The organism is Donghicola tyrosinivorans, assembly GCF_003003355.1.
Classification (GTDB): domain Bacteria; phylum Pseudomonadota; class Alphaproteobacteria; order Rhodobacterales; family Rhodobacteraceae; genus Donghicola; species Donghicola tyrosinivorans.
The window spans coordinates 128,450-150,660 of sequence record NZ_PVTQ01000010.1 but is presented as its reverse complement, the minus strand read 5'-3'; the positions used below and the strand labels follow the sequence as shown (position 1 = coordinate 150,660).

The 22,211-nt window shown below is 61.1% G+C and carries 21 protein-coding genes; 13 read left to right on the top strand and 8 right to left on the bottom strand.

What is annotated here, in order from left to right:
- Positions 1–18: 18 nt before the first annotated feature.
- From CLV74_RS14650 to CLV74_RS14630, 5 genes are read right to left on the bottom strand one after another with little or no spacing between them, the layout of a single operon-like run.
- Positions 19–1,584, bottom strand: a complete 1,566-nt coding sequence (locus CLV74_RS14650; RefSeq protein ID WP_106266165.1) for an FGGY-family carbohydrate kinase — start codon at positions 1,582–1,584, stop codon at positions 19–21.
- A gap of 1 nt (position 1,585) precedes the next feature.
- Positions 1,586–2,311: an SDR family oxidoreductase gene (locus CLV74_RS14645; protein ID WP_106266163.1), complete on the bottom strand. Its 726-nt coding sequence runs from the start codon at positions 2,309–2,311 to the stop codon at positions 1,586–1,588.
- 10 nt (positions 2,312–2,321) lie between these two features.
- The gene (locus CLV74_RS14640) at positions 2,322–3,560 is read right to left on the bottom strand and encodes a sugar ABC transporter permease (RefSeq protein WP_106266161.1); all 1,239 of its coding nucleotides are present in this window, start codon (positions 3,558–3,560) and stop codon (positions 2,322–2,324) included.
- Positions 3,557–4,336: an ATP-binding cassette domain-containing protein gene (locus CLV74_RS14635; RefSeq protein WP_106266158.1), complete on the bottom strand. Its 780-nt coding sequence runs from the start codon at positions 4,334–4,336 to the stop codon at positions 3,557–3,559. The genes CLV74_RS14640 and CLV74_RS14635 overlap by 4 nt, the downstream gene beginning before the upstream one ends.
- 57 nt (positions 4,337–4,393) lie before the next feature.
- Entirely contained in the window at positions 4,394–5,428 is a 1,035-nt protein-coding gene (locus CLV74_RS14630) for an ABC transporter substrate-binding protein (RefSeq protein WP_106266155.1), read from the bottom strand.
- A gap of 278 nt (positions 5,429–5,706) precedes the next feature.
- On the opposite strand from CLV74_RS14630, the gene CLV74_RS14625 reads away from it, so the two are divergent.
- The 11 genes from CLV74_RS14625 (at position 5,707) to CLV74_RS14575 (ending at position 16,443) form a co-directional block, all read left to right on the top strand.
- Positions 5,707–6,675, top strand: a complete 969-nt coding sequence (locus tag CLV74_RS14625) for a substrate-binding domain-containing protein (RefSeq protein ID WP_245888559.1) — start codon at positions 5,707–5,709, stop codon at positions 6,673–6,675.
- Between the two features lie 189 nt (positions 6,676–6,864).
- Positions 6,865–7,572, top strand: coding sequence for an FkbM family methyltransferase (locus tag CLV74_RS14620; protein ID WP_106266151.1), 708 nt, complete (start codon positions 6,865–6,867; stop codon positions 7,570–7,572).
- Positions 7,573–8,058: 486 nt separating this feature from the next.
- The gene (gene benA / locus CLV74_RS14615; RefSeq protein ID WP_106266149.1) at positions 8,059–9,447 is read left to right on the top strand and encodes a benzoate 1,2-dioxygenase large subunit; all 1,389 of its coding nucleotides are present in this window, start codon (positions 8,059–8,061) and stop codon (positions 9,445–9,447) included.
- A gap of 13 nt (positions 9,448–9,460) precedes the next feature.
- Positions 9,461–9,985, top strand: coding sequence for a benzoate 1,2-dioxygenase small subunit (benB, locus tag CLV74_RS14610; RefSeq protein ID WP_106266147.1), 525 nt, complete (start codon positions 9,461–9,463; stop codon positions 9,983–9,985).
- A gap of 89 nt (positions 9,986–10,074) precedes the next feature.
- Complete coding sequence (benC, locus tag CLV74_RS14605) at positions 10,075–11,097, top strand: benzoate 1,2-dioxygenase electron transfer component BenC (protein ID WP_106266145.1); 1,023 nt, start codon at positions 10,075–10,077, stop codon at positions 11,095–11,097.
- Positions 11,094–11,870, top strand: coding sequence for a benzoate diol dehydrogenase BenD (benD, locus tag CLV74_RS14600; protein WP_106266143.1), 777 nt, complete (start codon positions 11,094–11,096; stop codon positions 11,868–11,870). The genes benC and benD overlap by 4 nt, the downstream gene beginning before the upstream one ends.
- A 40-nt stretch (positions 11,871–11,910) precedes the next feature.
- The gene (locus CLV74_RS14595) at positions 11,911–13,086 is read left to right on the top strand and encodes an ABC transporter substrate-binding protein (RefSeq protein WP_106266140.1); all 1,176 of its coding nucleotides are present in this window, start codon (positions 11,911–11,913) and stop codon (positions 13,084–13,086) included.
- Between the two features lie 58 nt (positions 13,087–13,144).
- Positions 13,145–14,008 (top strand): branched-chain amino acid ABC transporter permease, encoded by an 864-nt coding sequence (locus tag CLV74_RS14590; RefSeq protein ID WP_106266137.1) that lies wholly within the window; start codon positions 13,145–13,147, stop codon positions 14,006–14,008.
- A 3-nt stretch (positions 14,009–14,011) separates the two neighbouring features.
- A complete protein-coding gene (locus CLV74_RS14585; RefSeq protein ID WP_106266135.1) occupies positions 14,012–15,016 on the top strand; it encodes a branched-chain amino acid ABC transporter permease in 1,005 nt (334 codons plus the stop codon).
- A complete protein-coding gene (locus tag CLV74_RS14580) occupies positions 15,009–15,752 on the top strand; it encodes an ABC transporter ATP-binding protein (protein ID WP_106266132.1) in 744 nt (247 codons plus the stop codon). The genes CLV74_RS14585 and CLV74_RS14580 overlap by 8 nt, the downstream gene beginning before the upstream one ends.
- Positions 15,745–16,443 carry an ABC transporter ATP-binding protein gene (locus CLV74_RS14575; protein ID WP_106266129.1) on the top strand — a complete coding sequence of 233 codons (699 nt, stop codon included), beginning with the start codon at positions 15,745–15,747 and terminating at the stop codon, positions 16,441–16,443. Before CLV74_RS14580 ends, CLV74_RS14575 begins: the two co-directional genes overlap by 8 nt.
- 91 nt (positions 16,444–16,534) lie before the next feature.
- On the opposite strand, the gene CLV74_RS14570 is transcribed toward CLV74_RS14575, so the two are convergent.
- The 3 genes from CLV74_RS14570 to CLV74_RS14560 all read right to left on the bottom strand — a co-directional run bounded on the left by CLV74_RS14570 (position 16,535) and on the right by CLV74_RS14560 (position 19,392).
- Entirely contained in the window at positions 16,535–17,425 is an 891-nt protein-coding gene (locus tag CLV74_RS14570) for a LysR family transcriptional regulator (RefSeq protein WP_106266127.1), read from the bottom strand.
- 102 nt (positions 17,426–17,527) lie between these two features.
- Positions 17,528–18,403, bottom strand: a complete 876-nt coding sequence (locus tag CLV74_RS14565; RefSeq protein ID WP_106266124.1) for a dioxygenase family protein — start codon at positions 18,401–18,403, stop codon at positions 17,528–17,530.
- A 95-nt stretch (positions 18,404–18,498) separates the two neighbouring features.
- A complete protein-coding gene (locus CLV74_RS14560) occupies positions 18,499–19,392 on the bottom strand; it encodes a LysR substrate-binding domain-containing protein (protein ID WP_106266121.1) in 894 nt (297 codons plus the stop codon).
- A 259-nt stretch (positions 19,393–19,651) separates the two neighbouring features.
- Between CLV74_RS14560 and CLV74_RS14555 the strand changes: the two genes are divergently transcribed.
- Together CLV74_RS14555 and CLV74_RS14550 are read left to right on the top strand one after the other, a co-directional pair.
- Entirely contained in the window at positions 19,652–21,025 is a 1,374-nt protein-coding gene (locus CLV74_RS14555; RefSeq protein WP_106266119.1) for an NAD(P)H-dependent oxidoreductase, read from the top strand.
- A gap of 157 nt (positions 21,026–21,182) precedes the next feature.
- A complete protein-coding gene (locus CLV74_RS14550; protein ID WP_106266117.1) occupies positions 21,183–22,196 on the top strand; it encodes a TRAP transporter substrate-binding protein in 1,014 nt (337 codons plus the stop codon).
- The last annotated feature ends 15 nt before the right edge of the window (positions 22,197–22,211 follow it).

The window sequence follows — 22,211 nt, the reverse complement described above, 5'->3', positions numbered from 1 at the left end:
AAGGTCTGCGCCCTTTTCTTATATGCTCACTGCGCTGCGGGCGGTGGCCTGCAAATCCTCATAGATCGCAAAGCGGGCGTTGTGGCGGGCGACTGCTGTGGGATCGGGCCGGTAGACCTGATCCAGCGATGACATCGCCTTCATCCCCGACGTCACATCGGCATGGGCCTTGCCCGCCACTGCCCCAAGAATGGCCGAGCCAAGCAGCACAGGCTCATCCGTGGTGGGGGCCGTGACCGGCAGACCCGTGGTGTCTGCCAGCACTTGCCGCACCAGCGCCGATTTCCCTGCACCGCCGCTGATCACCACCTCTTGCACATGGGTGCCGGTGCGCGATTGCGCCTCGATGATCTGGCGCAGGCCGTAGCCAAGCCCGCACAGGCTGGCCAGATAGAGGGCCACAAGGCTTTGCTGGTCCCGCGCCATCCCGATCCCGCTGATCACCGCGCGGGTGTTGGGGTCAGCGTGGGGCGCGCGGTTGCCGATGGGCTCGGGCACCACATGCAGGCCCTTAACGCATTCCAGTACATCGCAACCTTCGGCCTGCTGCGCCAGCCAGTCGGGCAGGGACAGTCCCGCCTGATCTGCCAGTTCCTGCGCCTGCGGGGCGTAGGGATGATGCAGGATCAATTCGTCAATCGCGGCACCGGCGGCGGACTGGCCGCCTTCGTTCAGCCAAAGACCGGGCACCATTGCACTGAAATACGGACCCCAGACACCCGAAACAAAGGCCGGTTCAGAGGTGCTGGTCATCGTGCAGGACGAGGTGCCAAAGACATAGGCCAGCCGCGCTTGCGGATCATCCCCGACCGAGCCGATCCCGCCAGCGTGGGCATCAATCAGCCCCGCGCCGACGGGGGTGCCAACGGGCAGACCCAGATCGGCAGCAGCCGCATCGGTCAGGCCGGTGCCCAAGGGCGTGCCTGCCTCAACCACATTCCTGCCGATGCGTTCAAACCCCTGATCGGCCAGATCGCCAAGCCCGATGGCGTGGAAATAGCTGTCATCCCAGCGCCCCTCATGGCCCAGATAGGTCCACTTGCAGGTCACCGTGCAGATCGACCGCGCCAGATCGCCCGAGGCTCGCCACGTCAGGAAATCGGTCAGGTCCATGAACTGCCATGCCTTGCCGTAGAGATCAGGCATGTTTTCCTTCAGCCACAGTAGCTTTGGCGTCTCCATCTCGGGCGAGATTCGCCCGCCCACGTAGGACAGCACGTCATGGCCCATGGCGTTGATCCGCTGCGCCTGATCAAGCGCACGGTGATCCATCCAGACGATGATATTCCGATCCTCGGCCACTGGCAGCGGGGTGCCGCCTTGCCCCAAGATCACCAGCGAACAGGTGGCGTCAAAGCCGATGCCCTGAACGCTGGCAGGGTCAACGCCCGCCTGCGCCACAGCGGCTTTGACCGATGTGCAGACCGCGTTCCAGATATCCTCGCTGGATTGCTCGACCACGCCGCCTGCGCCTTTGTGCAAGGCGATGGGGCATTTGCCGGACCCCAGCATCGCGCCGGAGAGGTCAAAGACCCCTGCCCGCGCGCTGCCGGTGCCCACGTCGATCCCGATCACGCAGCCCATGTCACAGGTCCACGCTGTTGGGCAGCAGCACCAGATCGCGCACCACAACGCCCTTGGGACGGGTCAGCATAAAGACCAGCGCGTCGGCCACCTCTTCGGGCTGCATGAGCGATCCGTTGGCCAGTGCCTCTTCCATCTTTTCCTTGGGCCAATCGTCCAAGAGTGCCGTCACCACAGGACCGGGTAACACTGCGCCCATGCGCACCCCGTGGGGCGCGACTTGGCGGCGGGTTGCGTGTAGGAAGGCCTGCACCGCGAATTTTGAGGCGGTGTAGACGGGCTCCCAAACCACGGGAACGACACCGGCGACCGAAGAGGTAAACACCACATCCCCGCCCTTCCGCGCGATCATGCCCGGGAGTACGGCATTCACGCAGCGGAAAGCAGCGTTGATGTTGAGGTTCAGCATCCGATCCCAACTGTCCGGATCCCCTTCAGCCGCCGCGCCCCCAACGTAGGAACCGGCATTCGCGTGGAAGATATCAAGCGGGCCGACCAAACCCTCGATCTGCGGGACCATGGCGCTGACAGCGGGGCCGTCAAATAGGTCAAGCACCAGAGGGTGGGCGTTCGGCCCCAATTCCGCGCAAAGCGACTGCAGCTTGTCGCCGTCACGGTCGATCAGCACGACCTTGGCACCTTCGTTCAGCAGAGCTTTCGCGCAGGCCAGACCGATGCCCGAGGCAGCGCCCGTAATCGCGGCGGTTTTGTTTTCCAGTTTGCTCATGGGATATTCCTTATGCGCGGCCATGGCGGGCACGGGACCGGCGGGCAAGGCTGTCAACGATCACGGCAATGGCCAGAACGGCACCGGTGATCATGTATCGCAGTGAAGACGAAAGGTTCAGCAACGTCAGACCGTTAGAGATTGCTTGGATCACGATGATCCCCAGCAGCGCCGACCATGCGGACCCGCGTCCTCCGAACAGGCTGGTGCCGCCGATCACTGCCGCAGCAATAGCGTTCAGGTTCACATCGCCCGTGCCTGCCTGCTGACTGGCCGAGGCCAGACGGGACGCGGCAAAGACACCCCCTAATGCGGCAAGGGACGAACACAGGGCAAAGGCCGACAGGCGGATTTTCTGGACGCTGATGCCAGAGCGGCGCGCGGCCTCGGCGTTGCCACCCACGGCGAACATAGAGCGGCCCCATTTGGTGCGGCGCAGGGCATAGTCCAGCGCGATCACGAACAGGGTAAAGACCCCGAACATCCACGGCACACCGCGCCCGAGGTTCAGGTAATAGACACAGAACAAGAGGCCAGCCGTCAGAAGACCCGCTTTGGCGAACAAGACCGAGCGGCCAGAGCTGGACAGGTTCGCAGCGCGGCGGCGGGCCATGGTCTTGAGGCCAAAGAACACCATCAGCGCACCGGGCAGGACCGCCGCCAGATAGGACAGCCATGCCGGCATGATCAGGATCTGGCCGAACTTCACCAGACCAGAGGTGTAGGGCAGGTTAATGCTGCCAGTCGATCCCAGCAGGTAAAGTTGCAGACCCAGCAGAGCAAGCAGGCCCGAGAGGGTCGCGACGAAGGAGGGCATCTCGAACCGGTTGCGCAGAAAGCCGTAAAGCAGCCCCACCAGCGCCCCCGCCAGCACCGCCCCGATCACGGCCAGTGCCACCGGCACGCCCGAATTCACCCAAAGCACCCCGATCAGGGCAGAGGCCAAACCGCTCATCGAACCAATCGACAGGTCGATCTCTCCCAGCAGCAGAACGCAGACCACACCAAGGGAAATCAGGCCGATGGCGGCGGCATCGAACAGCAGGTTCACAAGGTTATTGGGGGCCAGAAACACCGGATTAAGGGTGGAAAACACCACCGAAATCACGATGAGGCCAATGATCACCGGCAGCATTCCCAGATCGCCGGACTTCACCCGGTCAATCAGCGCGCGCAAGGCGCCTGCGATGCCTTCGTCATGGCGGACGCGGCTGTCAGCGCGGTCCAGTTGGGGGGACAGATCGCTCATGCGTTGGCCTCCTCTTGCTTGCGGGCCATACGCTTGGAGACGCTATTCTCAGCGGCCCCCGTAATCGCGGCCACCAGTTCCTGATGCGAGGTTTCAGCGGTGAAAACCCCGTTGTTCTGTCCCAGACGCAGCACGACAATGCGGTCGGCCACGGCGCGGACATCCTCCATATTGTGCGAGATCAGAATGACCCCGTGCCCGCGATCGCGGACCCGTTCGATCAGGTTCAGAACCTCGGCGGTTTGGGCGACACCCAGCGCGGCGGTGGGTTCGTCCAGCATAATGATTTTCGGGTCCAGCAGCAGCGAGCGGGCGATAGCCACCGTCTGACGCTGCCCCCCCGACAGGGACGCGATGGGCTCCCGCACGGACGGAATGCGGGCAGCCAGTTCTTGCAGCAGGGTCCAAGCGCGGACCTCCATCTGAACCTCATCCAGCGCCCAAGGGTCTATTTCGTGTCCCAGAAAAAGATTCGACACCACATCTAGATTCTCGCACAGTGCCAGATCCTGAAACACCGTGGCGATGCCCAACTCTAGCGCAGTGCCAGGGCTGTCCAGCGTCACGGGCTGACCGCACCATTCGATGCTGCCTGCGGTGGGCTGGTGGACCCCCGCCAACACTTTGATCAGGGTGGATTTCCCCGCCCCGTTGTCGCCCACAAGGGCCACAACTTCGCCCGCGTGGACGTCCAGTTCGATATCCTGTAGCGCCGTGACAGCGCCGAACTGCTTGGACACGCCGCGCAGTTTCAGGATCAGATCGCCTTTGTTCATTGGTCCTCTCCCTCCCCAAGGTTGACAGGGGCAGACGCGCCGCCCCTGCCTTGATTGTTACTGGATGCCCAGTTCAGCACAGGCCGCGGCGTATTCGCCGGTGCAGACCTCGGCGGCGGTCTGGATGCCCGCATCAAAGATCTCGGCCTTGATGTTCTCCTTGGTCACCACCGCAGGCACGAACAGCTGCGAGGGCGTGTCGTAAAGGGTGCTGGTCGCCTCGGGGGTGCCGCCTTCGATCAGGGTCATGGCGACTTTGGCGGCCGCTTCGGCCACGATTTCCGACGGCTTGGAGATGGTGTTGTACTGATCGCCCGCGATGATCAGCTGCAGCGCCGCGATGGTCGCGTCGTTGCCGGTGACGGGGGGCAGCGGGTCAACGCCAGCCGCTTTCATCGCCGCAATCGCGCCGCCTGCGGTGCCGTCATTCGCAGCAACGATGCCTTTGATCTCTGCGCCGAAGCGGGTGATCTGACCGGCGGCCCATTCCTGTGCTTTCGGCGGCGCCCAATCGGGAGTGTCGAATTCCGACAGGGTTTTATAGGCCGAGTTGTCCAGCGCACTGTCGATACCGTCGCGGATCAGGCCAGCCGCCGCATCCGTGGGCGAGCCGTTGATTTGCAGAACGCCCTCGCCATCGGCAACGCCGGTTGCGGTCAGGTGATCCACCAGCGACTGCGCGATTGCGCGGCCAATGCCTTCGTTGTCGAACGAGACATAGAAGTCTGCGGGCATATCGGGGATCGGACGGTCATAAGCGATGACCTTCACGTCCTGCGAATGGGCGATCTGCACCAGCGCCGCCGCAGCCGAGCTGTCAACGGGGTCCAGAACCACAACCTTCGCACCCTGCGCGATGACCGAGTTGAACTGCTGCTGTTGCAGCGCCACATCGGCGTTGGCGTTCTGGTAGATCACGGTGCAATCGGGGCAAAGTTCCGACATCGCGGCCTGAAAACCGGGATAGTCGTGCTGCTCGTAGCGGGTCGAAGCCTGATCGGGCATCAGGAAGGCAACTGTCGCGGTTTCCGCCGCAGCAACAGTGGCCGAGAGTGCGGCAACGGTCGCGGTAAGCATCAGTTTAAAGGTCATATTTCTCTCCTCCATAATGGTGCGACCTGATGAGAGAAAGCTGCGCGGGATCAGGCAAACCGCCCGCATGATGCGGAACGTAAAGCGCCGGTTCGCCAATACCTCTCCCACAGCCCTCCTCAAGGCCGCTCTTTCGATTGAGCATCTATGTTTAGCTTCTGCTCAACCGATGGAGCATGATTGCCAGCGAAATCGAAGCCTGTCAATATGGCGATGAACAAAGAAAAGGCAGAGCAGTGTCCGACACGAATTCTTCAAAGCGGCCAACGATTTACGATTTGGCCGAACTTGTCGGCACCTCGCCCACGGCGGTCAGTTCGGTTCTGAACGGGTCGTGGAAGAAGCGCAGAATCAGCCAGAAGCTGGCCGACAGGGTGCTCAAGGCGGCGCAGGAACACGGCTATACCGTCAACATTCAGGCCAGCGTTCTGCGCCGTGACCGGTCCAATATCGTCGGAATGATCCTGCCGAAATACGACAACCGTTTCTTTGGCGCGATGGCCGAACAATTCGAGACCCGCGCCCGTGAAGCGGGGCTGTTTCCCGTCATTACCTGCACCCAGCGGGACCCCGCCCTAGAGCTGCAAGCCGCCCGTGAAATGCTGAGCTATCAGGTGGATTACCTGATCTGCACCGGGGCCACCGATCCCGACCAGATCACTGATCTGTGCCGCGCCGCAGGGGTCAAAACCCTGAATCTGGACCTTCCGGGGACCAAGGCTCCGTCGATCCTGTCCGATAACTTCACCGCCGCACGGGACCTGACGCGGGTTATTCTGGACGCCTGCGAACGGGACTTTGGCGGCGGTGCACCCCTGATGTTCATCGGGGGCCGTTCGGACGATCACAACACCCGCGAACGCCGTCACGGCTTTCTTGAGGCCCATAAAGAACGTGGCATCTCCGTGCCTGATCATCTGATGATCACCAACGGCTACGCCCCCGAAAAAGCCCGCGAGACCTTGCTGAAGATGGCGGATGTGCCGAACGGCATCTTTGTAAACTCGACCATCACGCTGGAAGGGGTCGTGTTCTGGTTGCGATCCCTTGCGCCAGAGCGGGCAGCGCAGATCCGCTATGGCTCGTTCGACTGGGACCCGTTCGGTGCGCTGCTGCCCCAGAACGTGGGCATGGTCCGTCAGGATGTCAGCGCCCTTCTGGACCTGACGTTTCGCACCATGAAGGACGGCACGGAAGGGAACACCATGCAACTGGTCCCCTGCCAGCTGGAGATGCCGACGGTCTGAGCGGGGGGCCTTGGGCCGTCTCTGGCGGGGCTCATGTTTCGGCAAGAACCCGCGTAAATTGAAAAATTATCCATATTTTCTCGAAAAAAGGTCGCGCAGACTTCGCATTTCCCCTTTATTGGCAACAACGGGTTGCCGCCTTGGGTAACCTGAAAAGAGCGTCCCACAGGCGACGATCAGGAGAGATGAATGGCCTCTCAAAGCCAGAGAATGCAGACCACAGAAACTGAGGCTTCCCAAGACGACCTGAAAAAGCAGGAGCGGCGGCAGAAAAGACATCTGCGCACTGCCTTTGCCAACGGGATGATGCAGGGCATTCTGTCGATGTTGAAACCCGGTGACGTGGTTCTGGACTGCGGGGCCAACATCGGGGATGTGGCGGAACCTCTGGCGCAGACTGGCGCGACTGTGATCGCCTTTGAACCTGACCCCTACGCCTTTGGCCGCCTCAAAAAACGGCTGGCCTCTTACGACAACGTCATGCTTCATAATGCGGCGGTCGCGGTGGACTCTGGCACAATTCAATTGATGCGGACGGAAACCTTTGAGGACGATCCCGAAAGTGGATCGGTCAAATCCACGATCATCAAAGGTGGCCGCAAGATTGACGAGCGCGATGAGGCCAGCATCGATGTAGCCCTGTTGTCCCTACCCCAGATCATCCGCGATCTGGTGGCCGAGCATGGCGAGATTGCCCTGCTAAAGATGGACATCGAAGGGGCGGAGTTGGACCTCTTGGAGCATTTTCTTGCGGAAGGTCTGTTCGACCCGATCCGTCTGACTGTCGCGGAAACCCATGAAAACAAGTTCCGCGACCTGCGCCCGCGCTTTGCTGCCATGCGCAATGCTGTGACCGAGGCCTACCCGATCACCAAGGTCAATCTGGACTGGATCTGACGCGAACACCCGCTTCGGGCTGAACCCTACCTCCCAGCACCGCTGATGGGGCGGTTGACGGTGCGCGCTAAGGGCCCGTCGGCCAGCGCACTGCGCATGATCCGCGTCCATAGGCACGCTGACATCCCCGATTTTGTCGGCCCGCGCACAGGGCTGAAGCCGACAATAACCCGCCTTTACAGTCGGTTAGGTAACACCCCCAGACCTCTTCCAATTTCGGTATCACCTAAGACCCTTCGACTTATCGACTTAAAAGGGGTTCTGGATGCAGATTTTGGAACAACAGAATACCGGATCACGGGAACGAACCAGAGCCAGCGTCAACGCCTTGATACCTGCCTCAAGCCACCCCTCGAACCGGCCCCGACAAACACACCACCCCGCTGCACACAGACCCGCAGGGGAACGGCCTTGGCCGGCTAGAAAAGCCATGCCCAAACACGACACCCGCGTTTCGGGAGGACGCGGTTTCAGGAGGAGAACACCATGTTCACACAATCGAACCTTGATGAACTGACGCACCGTCTGGACGGAATGGTGCAGGATGACCCCGAAAACGGGATTTACCGCGCCCGCCGCGACATGTTCACCGATGAAGAACTGTTCGAGCTGGAGATGAAGCACATCTTCGAAGGCAACTGGATCTATATGGCCCATGAAAGCCAGATCCCGAACCCCGGCGATTATTTCACCTTGCACATGGGCCGCACCCCCGTTGTGATCACCCGCGACAAAGACGGACAGCTGCACGCGTTGGTCAACGCCTGTTCCCACCGCGGCGCGATGCTGTGCCGTTTCAAAAAGCGCAACCAAAAGACCTTTACCTGCCCGTTCCACGGCTGGACGTTCTCGAACACCGGCAAGCTTTTAAAGGTCAAAGACCCCAAGGGCGCAGGCTACCCCGAGCAGTTCAACAAGGACGGCAGCCACGATCTGACCAAAGTGGCCCGCTTTGAAAGCTATCGCGGCTTCCTCTTTGGGTCTTTGAATGCCGACGTGCAGCCGTTGGAAGACTATCTGGGCGAGGCCCGCAAGATGATCGACATCGTGGTGGATCAGGCGGACGAAGGTCTGGAAGTGCTACGCGGTGCCTCGACCTATACCTATGACGGCAACTGGAAGCTTCAGGCCGAAAATGGCGCGGATGGCTACCATGTGTCCTCAGTCCATTGGAACTATGTGGCGACCACGGCGCACCGCTCGGAAGATGGCAAGGAAGACAAGATCAAGGCCACGGATGCCTCGAAATGGGCGAAGCAGCGAGGCGGTTTCCATTCTTATGAGAACGGCCATCTGCTGCTGTGGACCCAGTGGGCCGATCCGACCAACCGCCCCAACTATCCCCGTCTGGAAGAGTGGACCGAGACTTACGGTGAAACCAAAGCCCAGTGGATGGTTGGCGTTCTGCGCAACCTGTGCCTTTATCCCAACGTTTTTCTGATGGATCAGTTCAGCTCTCAGTTGCGCATCTTCCGCCCCATCAGCGTCGATAAGACCGAGGTCACAATCTATTGCATCGCCCCCAAGGGTGAAAGCCAAGAGGCACGCACCCGCCGCATCCGCCAGTATGAGGACTTCTTTAACGCCTCTGGCATGGCAACGCCTGATGATACCGAAGAATTCCGTGCCACCCAGCGCGGTTACGCCGGTGCCGCTCACGCCAAGTGGAACGATCTGACCCGCGGTGCGACCCAGTGGATCGAAGGCCCTGATGAGGACGCCAAGGAACTGGGCATCAACCCCGTCCTTTCCGGTGCCCGCACCGAGGACGAGGGCCTGTTCGTGATCCAGCACAAGCAATGGACCGAGCGCATGGCCGCCGCCATCACCAAAGAGCGCGAAACCGCGCCCGAAGCCCTGAGCGCAGCCGAATAAGGGAGGGACCACCATGACCACCGCAACGCTTGACCGCCCGACCGCCAAGACCGTCAGCTTTGACGACATTCAGGCCTTCCTCTTTGCCGAGGCCCGCGCGCTGGATGACCGCGACTGGGACCATTGGCTGTCCTTCTACCACAAGGATTGCCCCTTCTGGATGCCCGCCTGGGACGATGAAGATCTGCTGACCGAAGACCCCCTGAACGAGATGTCCCTGATGTACTATCCGGACCGCGCAGGGATTGAAGATCGCGTCTTCCGCATCAAGACCGACCGGTCCTCGGCCACATCACTGCCCGAGCCGCGCACAGGCCACAATATCTCGAATATCGAGATCACGGGCCGCAATGGCAGCCAGATTGAGGTGCGCTTTAACTGGCTGACCCTTAGCTACCGCTACGGGGCGACCGACCAGCATTGGGGCACGTCGTTCTACACGCTTGATGTCAGCGGCGACCGGCCTCTGATTACCTCGAAGAAGGTGGTGCTGAAGAACGATCACATTCACCACGTGATCGACGTTTACCACGTCTGATCCACCCCGACACACCAAGCAAGCTACCTCGTGTTCCGCGTTGGCGGGGCACGGGCATGGGACAGGCACGGCAACGGGAGGAGACTGCCATGACGACCTATAATATTGCTCTGAACTTCGAAGACGGCGTGACACGGGTCATCACCTGCGATGACGACGAAAAGGTGACCGAGGCCGCCTTCCGCCAGAAAATCAACATCCCTATGGATTGCCGCGATGGCGTCTGCGGCACCTGCAAGTGCTTTGCCGAAAAGGGTGAATACGATCTGGAGTTCTACATGGACGAGGCCATGACCGAGGAAGAGGCAGAACAAGGCTATGTCCTGACCTGCCAGATGACGCCGGAAAGCGATTGCGTCATCCGCATTCCTGCCTCATCCGCGGCCTGCAAGACTGCACCCGAAAGCATTGGCGCGACGGTGGCAGAGGTAGAGCGGCTCTCGGAAACCTCGTTCGGGCTGACGGTGACCATGGACAAGGCGATCAGCTTTCTGCCCGGTCAGTACGTGAACATCACCGTGCCCGGTACTGATGCGCCTCGGTCCTATTCGTTCTCGTCCCTGCCGGGGACGGACACGGGCACCTTCCTGATCCGCAATCTACCCGGCGGCGTCATGAGCAGCTATCTGGCCGACCGCGCCGCCACTGGCGATGCCGTGACCCTAACCGGCCCGATGGGCGCGTTCTACCTGCGCCCGATCACCCGCGCTCAGGTCTGGCTGGCGGGGGGCACCGGCCTTGCGCCCTTCCTGTCGATGCTGGAACAGGTGGCGGTGCAGGGCAGCGATCACCCGATCACCCTTTACTACGCCGTCACTCGCGCCGCCGATCTGGTGGAGCTGGACCGCGTGACCGAACTGGCTACCAAGATTGGCAATGTGAAGGTCATCACCATTCTGGCGGCCGCCGATGAGGAACATGACCGCAAAGGCTTTGTCACCGATCACCTGACCGCAGGCGATCTGGTGGAGGGTGATTGCGATGTGTACCTCTGCGGCCCGCCCCCGATGGTGGATGCGGTGCGCGCCCATTTCGACAGTTTGGGTGTGGCACCCCAGAACTTCTACTTTGAAAAGTTCAACCCGACCGAGACCGAGGCAGCCGCCGCATGACCCGCTTTGCAGGCAAAGTCATGGTCGTGACGGGCGCGGCCCAAGGCATTGGCCGGTACGTTGCCGAACGCGCCGCCCGTGAAGGGGCCAAGGTGTTGATCGTCGACCGCTCGCCCAGCCGCCGTGATGTGGTGCAAGCCATCCGCAAAGCGGGCGGCGTGGCCGAGGCGATCTCGGTCAATTTGGAAACGTGGAAGGGCTGTGAAAAGGCCATCGCCAAGGCGGTGGACCTGTGGGGCCGGATCGACATTCTGGTGAATAACGTGGGCGGCACCATCTGGGCCAAACCGTTCGAACACTATGAACCTGACCAGATCGACGCCGAGGTGCGCCGGTCCCTGTTCCCCACCCTTTATTGCTGCCACGCCGCGATAGAACAAATGCTGCCGCAGGGCAGCGGTGTGATCGTCAATGTCTCGTCCATCGCGACGCGGGGCTTAAACCGCGTGCCCTATGCGGCGGCCAAGGGCGGCGTGAATGCGATCACTGCAAGCCTTGCGTGGGAAGTGGCCGAACGCGGCATTCGCGTGATCGCCACCGCCCCCGGCGGCACCGAGGCACCGCCCCGCGTGGTGCCTCGCAACCCCAACGCGGACGAAGAGCAACGGGCCGATTGGTACCAGACCATTGTGGACCAGACGATCCAGTCATCCTTCATGAAGCGCTACGGAACCCTTGATGAACAGGCAGGACCAATCCTGTTTCTGGCATCGGATGAGGCCTCTTACATCACCGGCGTCACCGTGCCGGTGGGCGGCGGAGACCTTGGTTAAGCCCCGGAGGAGGGGCCATTTTTTAACGGGAGGAACTAAAATGAAACGCGCACTACTGGCAGGCCTTGGCCTTGCCACCGGCCTTGCTGTGACCACCGCATCGGCAGATGAGATCAAAGTCGGCATGTTGCTGCCCTATTCCGGCGTCTACGCGGCCTTGGGAAGCGAGATCGAGACCGGCTTTAACATCGCCATGGAGACCTTTGGCGGCGACACCGACGCCACCTTCACCGTGGTCAGCGAAGACACCGAAGTTAAGCCCCCCGTCGCCTTGGGCAAAGCCAAAAAGCTGATCTTGCAGGACAAGGTCGACGTGATGGTTGGCATCGTCAGCTCGGGCGTTCTGGGGGCTGTTCGCGATATGGTTGACGGCGCAGGCGTGCCGCTGGTCGTAGCGAACGCTGGCAATGATGAGGCCACAGGCGCGGCCTGTTCGCCCTATATCACCCGCATGTCGTTCTCGAACCAGCAGGTGAACCGTCCTATGGGCGGCTGGATGAAGGAGCAAGGCATCAACAAGGTCTTCACGCTGGCCCCCGACTATGCGGCCGGTCGCCAGATGATCGACGCCTTCACCGCCAGCTTTACCGCAGCGGGCGGCGAAGTGGTCGGGCAGGAATTCACACCCTTCCAGAAGACACAGGACTTTGGCCCCTATCTGGCGCAGGCCAAGGCCAGCGGCGCGGATGCGGTCTATGTATTCTATGCGGGCGGCGAGGCGATCTCGTTCGTCAAGCAGTATGACAGCTTTGGCCTGAAGGCGGATATGCCGCTTTATGGCTCGGGGTTCCTGACCTCGCCCCTATATGTCAACGCCGAAGGCCCTGCCGCCGAGGGTGTGATCACTGCCCTGCACTATGTTCCTACGATCGACAGCCCCGAGAACGCGGCCTTCGTGGCGGCCTTCAAGGCCAAGACCGACCGCATGCCGTCCGAGTTTGCGGTACAGGGCTATGACGCCGCCCGCGCCTTGATCGAGGCCACAAAGGCCGGTGCCACCGACCGCGCGTCTTTGGCGAATGCCCTGCGTCAGGTCAGCTTTGACGGGCCCCGTGGCGCGACCTCGATCGATCCGGCGACCAACAACATCGTCCAGCCGATCTACGTCTACCAGACCGTTGCTGGTGAAGGCGGCCTGACCCAGAAGGTGCTGGCCACCCTACCCGCCGAGCGTGACCCCGCGAACGGCTGTGACATGGCCCCCGTCGCCAACTGATCCACGGCCCGGCCGCGCATCCCGTGGCCGGGCGATTTTCAATAGGGGGATATGTTCGATGGACCTTGGTTTCTGGACCTTACAGGCGCTGAACGCGCTGCAACTATCGATGCTGTTGTTTCTGCTCTCGATCGGTTTGACGGTGATTTTCGGGCTAATGCATTTCGTCAATCTGGCCCACGGCTCGCTCTACGCGCTGGGGGCCTATTTCGGAGCTTCGCTGGCCGCTACGGGCGGCTATTGGACCGGCTTTTTTCTGGCACCCGTGGCGGTGATGGCGGTTGGGCTGGTGCTTTATACGCTGCTGATCCGGCGGATGCGCAAATCGGGGCCGATGGCGCAGGTGCTGGTGACGTTCGGGCTGATCTTTGCCCTTTTGGACCTGACGCGCATTGTCTGGGGCGATCTGGGGCTGCCCATGAACGCGCCAGAGATCCTGTCGGGCCGCGTTGCGTTTTTAGGCGTCGAATATCCCGCCTATCGCCTCTTTGTCGTGGCCCTTGGCCTTGGGGTCTTTGCCGCGCTGGCCTATGTGCTGTCGCGCACCCAGATCGGCGCGATGATCCGCGCGGGCGTTGATAACGATGCGATGGCTGCCTGTCTTGGCATCAACGTCGAGCGTCTGTTCTTCATCGTCTTCTGCGTCGGATGCGCATTAGCCGGTCTTGCGGGCACAGTTGCCGCGCCGCTACTGAGCGTGACGCCCGACATGGGCCTGCACATCCTGATCCCAACCCTGATCGTCATCGTGGTCGGCGGGCTGGGATCGTTGAAAGGGGCCATCGCCGGATCGCTGATCTATGGCTTTGTGCAGACCTTCGGTGCGGTGCTGGCCCCGCAACTGGCCTCGATGCTGATCTACGGGTTCTTGGCCGCTGTGCTGGTGATCAAACCCGCTGGCCTCTTTCCGGCGAAAGGATAAATCATGTTCCGTCATAACACATTGCGCTACGGCGCTTTGGTGCTGCTGGCCGCCGGGGCCGTGGCGCACGCCGTCACCGCCGGATACTTCGGCCTTGAAATCCTGACCGAGATTTTGATCCTTGCGATCCTTGTGCTGGCTTTGGACATAGTGGCCGGTTTCGGCGGCATGGTGTCCCTGTGCCACGGGGCACTGATGGGCGTAGGTGCCTACGCTTTTGCCTTGCTCAGCACCAAGGCGGGCATTTCGGTGCCGCTATCGATGGTCGCCGCCGTGGCGATCACGGGCGCAGGCGCTTGGGTCGTCGGCGCGGTCTGTGCCCGCAGCCATGGCATCTATTTCATCATGGCCACGCTGGCTTTTGGGCAAATGGCCTATTCCTACGTTTTCGAGGCGCCAGTCTTTGGCGGTGACGACGGACTTGGCGGCATCTCGCGCCCTGACTTAAGCCTTGTGGGCATTGATCTGGACGACAGCCGCAGCTTTGCCCTGTTCTGTCTGGCGGCGCTGACGCTGGTCTATGGGGCGGCGGTGATCACTTTACGCTCGGGCCTTGGCCGGTCTTTGTCCGGCGTCATGCACAACGCGCAGCGGATGCGGGCCTTGGGTCTGACCGTCTGGCGCGTAAAGGCCGATATCTTTGGCGTTTCCGGCATGATCGCGGGTCTGGCGGGCGTTCTGGCCGCACAGCACAGCATGTATATCTCGCCCGGTCTTCTAAACTGGACCGTCTCCGGCGAGGCGCTGGTGGTGGTGATCCTTGGCGGGCTAGGCACGCTGGTCGGACCGCTGGTCGGGGCCGCCGCATTCGTGGTGCTGAAACATGAGGTCAGCGCCCTGACCAGCTACTGGCATCTGGTCGTCGGCAGCATTCTGATCGCAGTGGTTCTCAGCCGCGCCAACGGCATCTTCGGCTGGGTCGAGGCCCGCTGGGGCGCCAAACTGGACCGCCGCCTGGCGGACAGCACCCGAGGGACCGAAGCGCAGGAGGTGACCGGCGATGCTTGAGCTACAAGGATTAGACAAGAGCTTTGGTGCGGTACATGTGACCCGCAATGTCTCGATGAAACTGGAACGGGGTGAGCGCCGCGTCATTCTGGGGCCGAACGGTGCGGGCAAGACCACCCTCTTCAATCAGATCGTGGGCGAGTTAACCCCAGACAAGGGTACCATCCATCTGGCAGGTCAAGACGTCACCGGCCTGTCAGTGGCAGGTCGCGCGCGGCAGGGGCTGTCGCGCAGCTACCAGAAGAACACCCTGTTTGACGGGCTAACGGTTGAAGAAAACCTTGGCCTTGCCGCAGCCGTCCACACCGGCCACGCCACGCGCCTGTGGTCCGACAGTCTGGCCAAACCCGAGGTGCGCGAGATTGTGGCAGAGGTGGCAAATCAGGTAAATCTAATGCCCTATCTGCACGCCAAAGTGTCCGAGGTCAGCTATGGCGTCCGCCGCCAGCTAGAGGTTGGCGTGGCGCTGGCGACCCGCCCCATGGTGCTGCTGATGGACGAACCGACCAGCGGCGTCGGCCCAGAAATGTCCAAGGGCTTTCATGACCTGCTGAACAACCTGCCCCGTGATCTGACCATTCTGATCATCGAACACGACATGGATCTGGCCTTTGACGTGGCCGACACCATCACCGTGCTGAACTACGGCGAAGTGGTCTTTGACGGTCTGCCAGAGGCGGCGCGGGGATCGAAATTGCTGAAGGAAATCTATCTGGGGAGCTGGGAAGATGCTTGATCTAAGCGGAATTGAAGCCGGTTACGGAGAAACGCAGGTTCTCTACGGGCTTAACCTCTCGGCGCAGCAAGGGCGCGTGCTCGCGATCCTTGGCCGGAACGGGGCGGGGAAATCAACCACCCTGAAAACCATCATGGGGCTTTTGCCGCTGAAATCGGGGCAGATCACCTTTGACGGCAAACCCATGCCCGAACGCCCCTTTGATGTTGCGAAAACCGGCATCGCCTATGTGCCTGAAACGCGGGACATTTTCCCCTCGCTCAGCGTGCGCGAAAACCTTGAACTGGCAGCCAAGCGGTTCAAGGGCGGCCCCGGCGGCTGGACGATGGATCGGGTCGTTGACCTTTTCCCTCGTCTGGGCGAGCGGATGGACAACGGCGGCACCCAGCTATCGGGGGGCGAGCAACAGATGCTGGCCATCGCCCGCGCCCTTCTTATGAACCCGCGCCTTCTGATCCTTGACGAGCCGACCGAGGGGCTGGCCCCCATCATCGTCAAGCTGATCCACGACAAGCTGCTCGATCTGAAACGGGCGGGCCTGTCGATGATCATCGTGGAACAGAACTTCGGCTTTGCCACATCGCTGGCCGATGACGTTGCAGTGGTTGGTAAGGGCCAAGTGGTTTGGACCGGCAGCGCCGCAGAGATCCGCGCGAACGAAGAGGTCCAGCACACCTGGCTGGGTGTTTGAGGTCAGCGAGACAAGGCTCTCCCGGCCTTGAGAGCGGCGCTCCATTCGCTGCTCGACCGGCCTCCGTTTCCCATGGCGGGGGCCTTTCATTTCAGAAGGTTTTACGTGCCACCTTTTGCGCCAAACGGACAAAATTCTGAACGTGGACGCTTTGTTCATCCAGACGGTAATTCACCGATAGAGATGTACGGGCAATCTCTGGTTCAATATTCAGGAACTTGATGCCCGCGCGGGGCGCGTTGCGTACGGATTCCGGCACGATGCACACCCCTTCGCCAATCGCTACAAGGCTTAAAGCCGTTTGCAGGTCCATGGTGAAGATGCGCAGAGGCACGGGAAAGCCCGCGTTCTCGCAGGCGTTCAGCACCGTATCGGCGTAGCTGGGACGCGGGAATTCGGGGTAGAGGATCAGGTAGTGGGTCTGAAGCCGCTCTAGCTTGGCATAGTTGCGGGTGCCCGTGTCCAAGGTGTCCGGCAGCGCCAGCACCAGCTTTTCCTCGACCAACTCTCGGGTCACAAATTCGGGGTCTTTCAAGGCAGGACGGGCAAAGGCGATGTCCAGCTCGCGCGAGACCAGCGCCCGATGAAGCTGATGGTTGTTCATCGGGATCAGGCTCAGGTTCACATCCGGATAATTGGCCCGAAAGGACTTCACGATATTGGGCAGAATGCCGAATGTGGCCGAGCCGACAAAGCCGATCCGCAGCCGCCCCTCGGCCCCTTGGCCCAAACGGCGCACTTCAAGGCGCGTGTCCTCAAGCAAGGCAAAGATGGACTTCGAGCGTTCCAAGAGCCGCTCGCCCGCTTGGGTCAGGGTCGTCGCGCTGCGTCCACGGTTCAGCAAAACCGCGCCAAGCTCTTCCTCCAGCAATTTGATCTGCCGGCTTAGCGGCGGCTGCGCCATGTCCAGCCGCTCGGCGGCGCGTCCAAAGTGCAATTCCTCGGCGACGGCGACGAAATACGTCAGTTGTCTAAAGTTCAAGATCGTCCTCCCCAACGCGCTTGATCGCAGCACAGTACAACGAATGCGCAACGAAAAAAGGCCCCCGTTGATCAGGAGCCTCTGTCAATTGATCAGGTTGCCTTATTCTGCTGACATCCGGCCTTCGGCGGCGGCTGCCTTCAGAACGAAGTCGAATTCAAAGTGCAGCTTAGTACCCAGTTCGGGCGCGGCGGGTTTGAATTCACCGATCAGGCTTTCCTTCACTGCAAACACGCTGTCATCTTCCAGCCAATCGCTGTCGGCGTCATAGATCTGGCTGATCAGTTGCTGATAGCCTTCTTTGGCGATGATAAAGTGCATATGCGCGGGGCGGTTCGGGTGGTGCCCCATATACCGCAGCAATTCGCCCGCGGTTTCGTCATCTGGGATCGGATAGGGCACAGGACGGACGGCGACAAAGGCGTAGTGGCCGTTTTCATCGGTCTCGAACCGGCCACGCAGGTTGTATTCGGGCTGGTCGGGATCAAGGTTCTCATAGACACCGTTCGGCGCGTCTTCCCACACATCCAGAAGCACACCGGCGATGCCATTTCCGGCCTCATCGCGAATGTAGCCTTCGTAATAGACAGTCTCTTCGTTGTCGTAATGCTTCAGAATGACCGAGCCACCCTTGGGCAGAACCGGCGGGTTCTCACGATAAAACGGCCCCAGAACGGTGGATTCACTTTCCGCTCCTTCGATCGGGTTCGTCATCATGTCGACCAGAACCTCGACCCCTAGAATGTCCCCCAGCAGGATGAATTCCTGACGGTTCTCATTGCAGAGCTTACCGGCGCGGGCCAGATAATCGCAGACGGCCAGAAACTCCGAATGCTGAAGCTTCACGTCCTTGATGAAGCCATGCATGTGCTCGAGCATCGAGACCATAATCTCGCGCTGGCGGTCGGTAATTTCGCCATGTTTGCCAAGGCTTTCGATGACGACGTCGGTGATGTTTTCCTGATTTACGATGCCCATTGGCTCCTCCTCCTCTGGCGACGCTGGTGCGAGAGAAGGTTTGACGAAAAACCCAACTGGACCCAATAAGCCAACAGGTATCGCGTAATACCTGATCAGTGCGCGGCGGCGGGAAACTCGGTCAGGGTCGATTTCAGCCAGTTGTAGAAATGGCGGACCTTGCGACGGTTCAGGTGCGAATAGGGGCAGACCAGCCACAAGGATTGCTGGATAATCGGCTTTGCATCGCGGATCGCGGGCACAAGGCGGCCACTGGCGATCTCTTGCGCGGCGGTCAGGCGGGATTCCAGCGCTAGCCCGTGACCATTTGCTGCCAGATCGATGGACATATGGGCACGGTCGAACAGCACCCGCCGCGACTGGGTCGGCATGGGGTGACCCTGATGCTGGAACCAGTCCGACCACTGCACCACATTCTTGACCGAATGGATCAGCGTATGTCCGTCCAGTTGCGCAGCACTCAGGGACTGCGCCGCCGCGTACTTCGGGGCGCAAAGCACCTCCATCGGTTCATCGACCAGCGGTTCAACATGTAGCCCGTGCCACGGACCGGCCCCGTGGCGGATCTCCAGATCAATGTTCTCGCGGGCGAAATCTGGCGGCTCGTTCGTGGCGTCCAGCCGCAATTCAATATCAGGGTGCAGTGCCAGAAATTCGTCCAGACGCGGCATCACCCATTTGGTCGCAAAGGTCGGCGCGATGCGCACGTTCAGCGTGGTGTAAGAGTTCACACCCCGCATCCGCTCGGTCGCGGCGGTGATGCGATCCACATCATCGCGGATCATCTCGAAATACCGCTCGCCCGCTTCGGTCAGCACCGATTTGCGGCCCTTTCGGCTGAAAAGGCGCACGCCGATGTGGGCTTCAATGATCTGGATTTGCTGGCTGACCGCGCTTGGCGTGACGCCCAGAACCTCGGCAGCCTGCTGCATGCTGCCCGTGCGGGCGGCGGCGTGAAAGGCGGTTATGGCGCGGAACGGGATGCTCATCCACTTTAGATATTCTAATGAATCGCGCCTGAAAAGTCGTTTGTTCTTTCGCTTCAGTTCCGCCTAAAATTGAATCAGATGGATCGGTCAAAGTTGGAGGAGGGCTTTGACCGGAACGCTGCATCGGCCCCTTTGGATGGGGTTACCTTACAGGAAATGACATGGTTTTCAGCAGCTTGGCGCAATTTAGCGCCCTCTGAAGACGTGCTTTCCCGCAAAGACGGATGCCGCGGCCAGCCACCCTCCCGAGGAGTGATTTATGAACCTTTACACCAAGCTGGCCGCCCGTCAGGCGGAGGGCAAGCCGATCCGCGTGGGCCTGATCGGGGCGGGCAAGTTCGGCTCGATGTTCCTTAGCCAAGTGCGCCATATCCCCGGCATGCATCTGGTGGGGATCGCGGATTTGTCGCCAGAACGGGCGCGCAAGGCGCTGGTGAACACCGGCTGGGACGCGGATGCAGCGGTTACCGACAGCCTCTCTGACGCCATGAACACAGGCCGCACCTGCCTGACCGAGGACAGCGCCGCCCTGATCAGCACCCCTGGCATGGAAGTCATCATCGACGCCACCGGCAGCCCCGCCGCAGGCATCCGCCACGCGCTGCTAGCTGCCCAGAATGGCTGTCACATGGTCATGGTCAACGTCGAGGCCGACGTGCTGGCCGGTGCCTATCTGGTGCAGGAATTCGACAAGGCCGGTCTGGTCTATTCGATGGCCTACGGCGACCAGCCCGCTTTGGTGTGCGAGCAGATCGACTGGGCCCGCGCCTGTGGGTTTAAGGTGGTTGCCGCCGGTAAGGGCACGAAATACCTGCCGGAATTTGCCCAATCCACCCCCGACACGGTCTGGGGCCACTATGGCCTGACGCCCGAAGAGGCGGCGGCAGGCGGGATGAACCCGCAGATGTTCAACTCGTTCCTTGATGGCACCAAATCCTCGCTGGAAATGGCGGCGATCTCGAACGCGGCGGGTCTGTTGGCCCCCAAAGACGGTCTGCTGTTCCCGCCCTGCGGCACCCATGATCTGCCCGAGGTTCTAAAACCCCGCGCCCACGGCGGCGTGCTGGAACAGGCGGGCATGGTCGAGGTTGTCTCAAGTGTTGAACGGGACGGACGGCAGGTCTTTGGCGATCTGCGCTGGGGGGTCTACGTGACCCTTGAAGCCAGCGATGAAGAGGGCAAAGGCGCGGATTATGTGCGCCGCTGCTTCCGTGAATACGGGGTCACCACCGACAAATCGGGTCGCTACGCAACGCTTTACCGCCCGTCCCATCTGATCGGTCTAGAACTTGGCATCAGCGTCGCCAGTGCCGCCCTGCGGGGCGAGCCGACAGGCCGCACGAACGGGTTGGTCTCGGACGTGGTGGCGGTCGCGAAAAAGGGCCTGAAGCCGGGCGATATGCTGGACGGCGAAGGCGGCTACACCGTCTGGGGCCGCATCGCACGGGCCGAGGATTCACTGGCCGCAAAAGCGCTACCCATCGGTCTGGCCCACGGCATGAAGCTGAAGCGCGATGTCCCTGAAGGGCAGGTTCTAAGCTGGGACGATGTAGAGGCATCGGACAGTCAGGCCGTCACCGTGCGCCGCGCGATGGAAGACGCGTTCAGACCGCAGCTGCTGGCGGCGGAATAAGGCCCTCTCCTCCCTGTCGGCGCTTTTGTGTCGGCAGGGATCAAGAGGCCGCATTGTTGAGAAACGACACCACAAGACATCGCCGCCCGCAAACGGGGCGGCGGTGATCAAAACAGGCATGCCCGCCAAAGGGGCAGCCACCAAGGGAGGAAGACCAATGACCAAGACAATGACACTGCTTCTGTGCAGCACCCTGATGGCCGCAGGCGCCGCATCGGCGGACACCGTGAACCTGCGTATCCAGACCCACCAAGCGCCTGAATCCGCCTCGGGGCGCATGGTGCAGGACTTTGTGAAAGACGTCGAACTCATGTCCGGCGGCTCGATCGATATCGAGATGTTCTACAGCTCGGCTGTGGTCGCTTCGGCCGAGACCTTCTCGGCGGCGGCAAATGGCATTCTGGACTGCGACATGACCAACGGCAGCTACCAGACCGGCCTGAACCCCGCCTACCAGTTCGTGGCCGACACCATGGGCGGCTATGACACGCCGATCCAGTGGCACGCTTGGCTGAAATACGGCGGCGGCGCCGAGGCGATCAACGCCCTTTACGGCCCCGAAGGCATGACCTTTGTCGGCGGCTATTTGGGTGGTCAGGAAAGCCTGAACTCGACCCGCCCTCTGAACGGGATCGAAGACCTGAAGGGCTTCAAGTTCCGCTCGCCCCCCGGCATGGAGTCGGAAATTTTCGCCGCCCTCGGATCGACGCCGCTGGTGATGGACTTTACCGAGATTTTCACCTCGCTTGAGACGGGGATCATTGACGGGGCCGATGCCTCGACGTTGGCCAATAACGTGGGTCTTGGCATCTATGACATCGCCAAGCACACCACTTATCCGGGCTTCCATTCCATGTCGGCGGACCATCTGGCCTGTTCGACCAGCGTGTGGGAGTCGCTGGACGAGAGCCAGCAGGCGATCATGCGTACTGCAATGGATTCATTGGGGCTGAAACTGATGGCTCTGACCATCGTCGAGAACGGCGAGGCGCTCGCCAAGCTGCCCGAGCAAGGCGTCACGATCTATGACTGGTCCGCTGAGGATCGCGCTACCTTCCGTGAAGCCGCGATTGGCCGCTGGGACGAATGGGCCAAGAAAACCCCCGAAACCCAGAGTCTGGTGGACAGCCACAAAGCCTTTATCGCGCGGATCGGCTTGGGCAACAAATAAGCGTTTCATGACGTA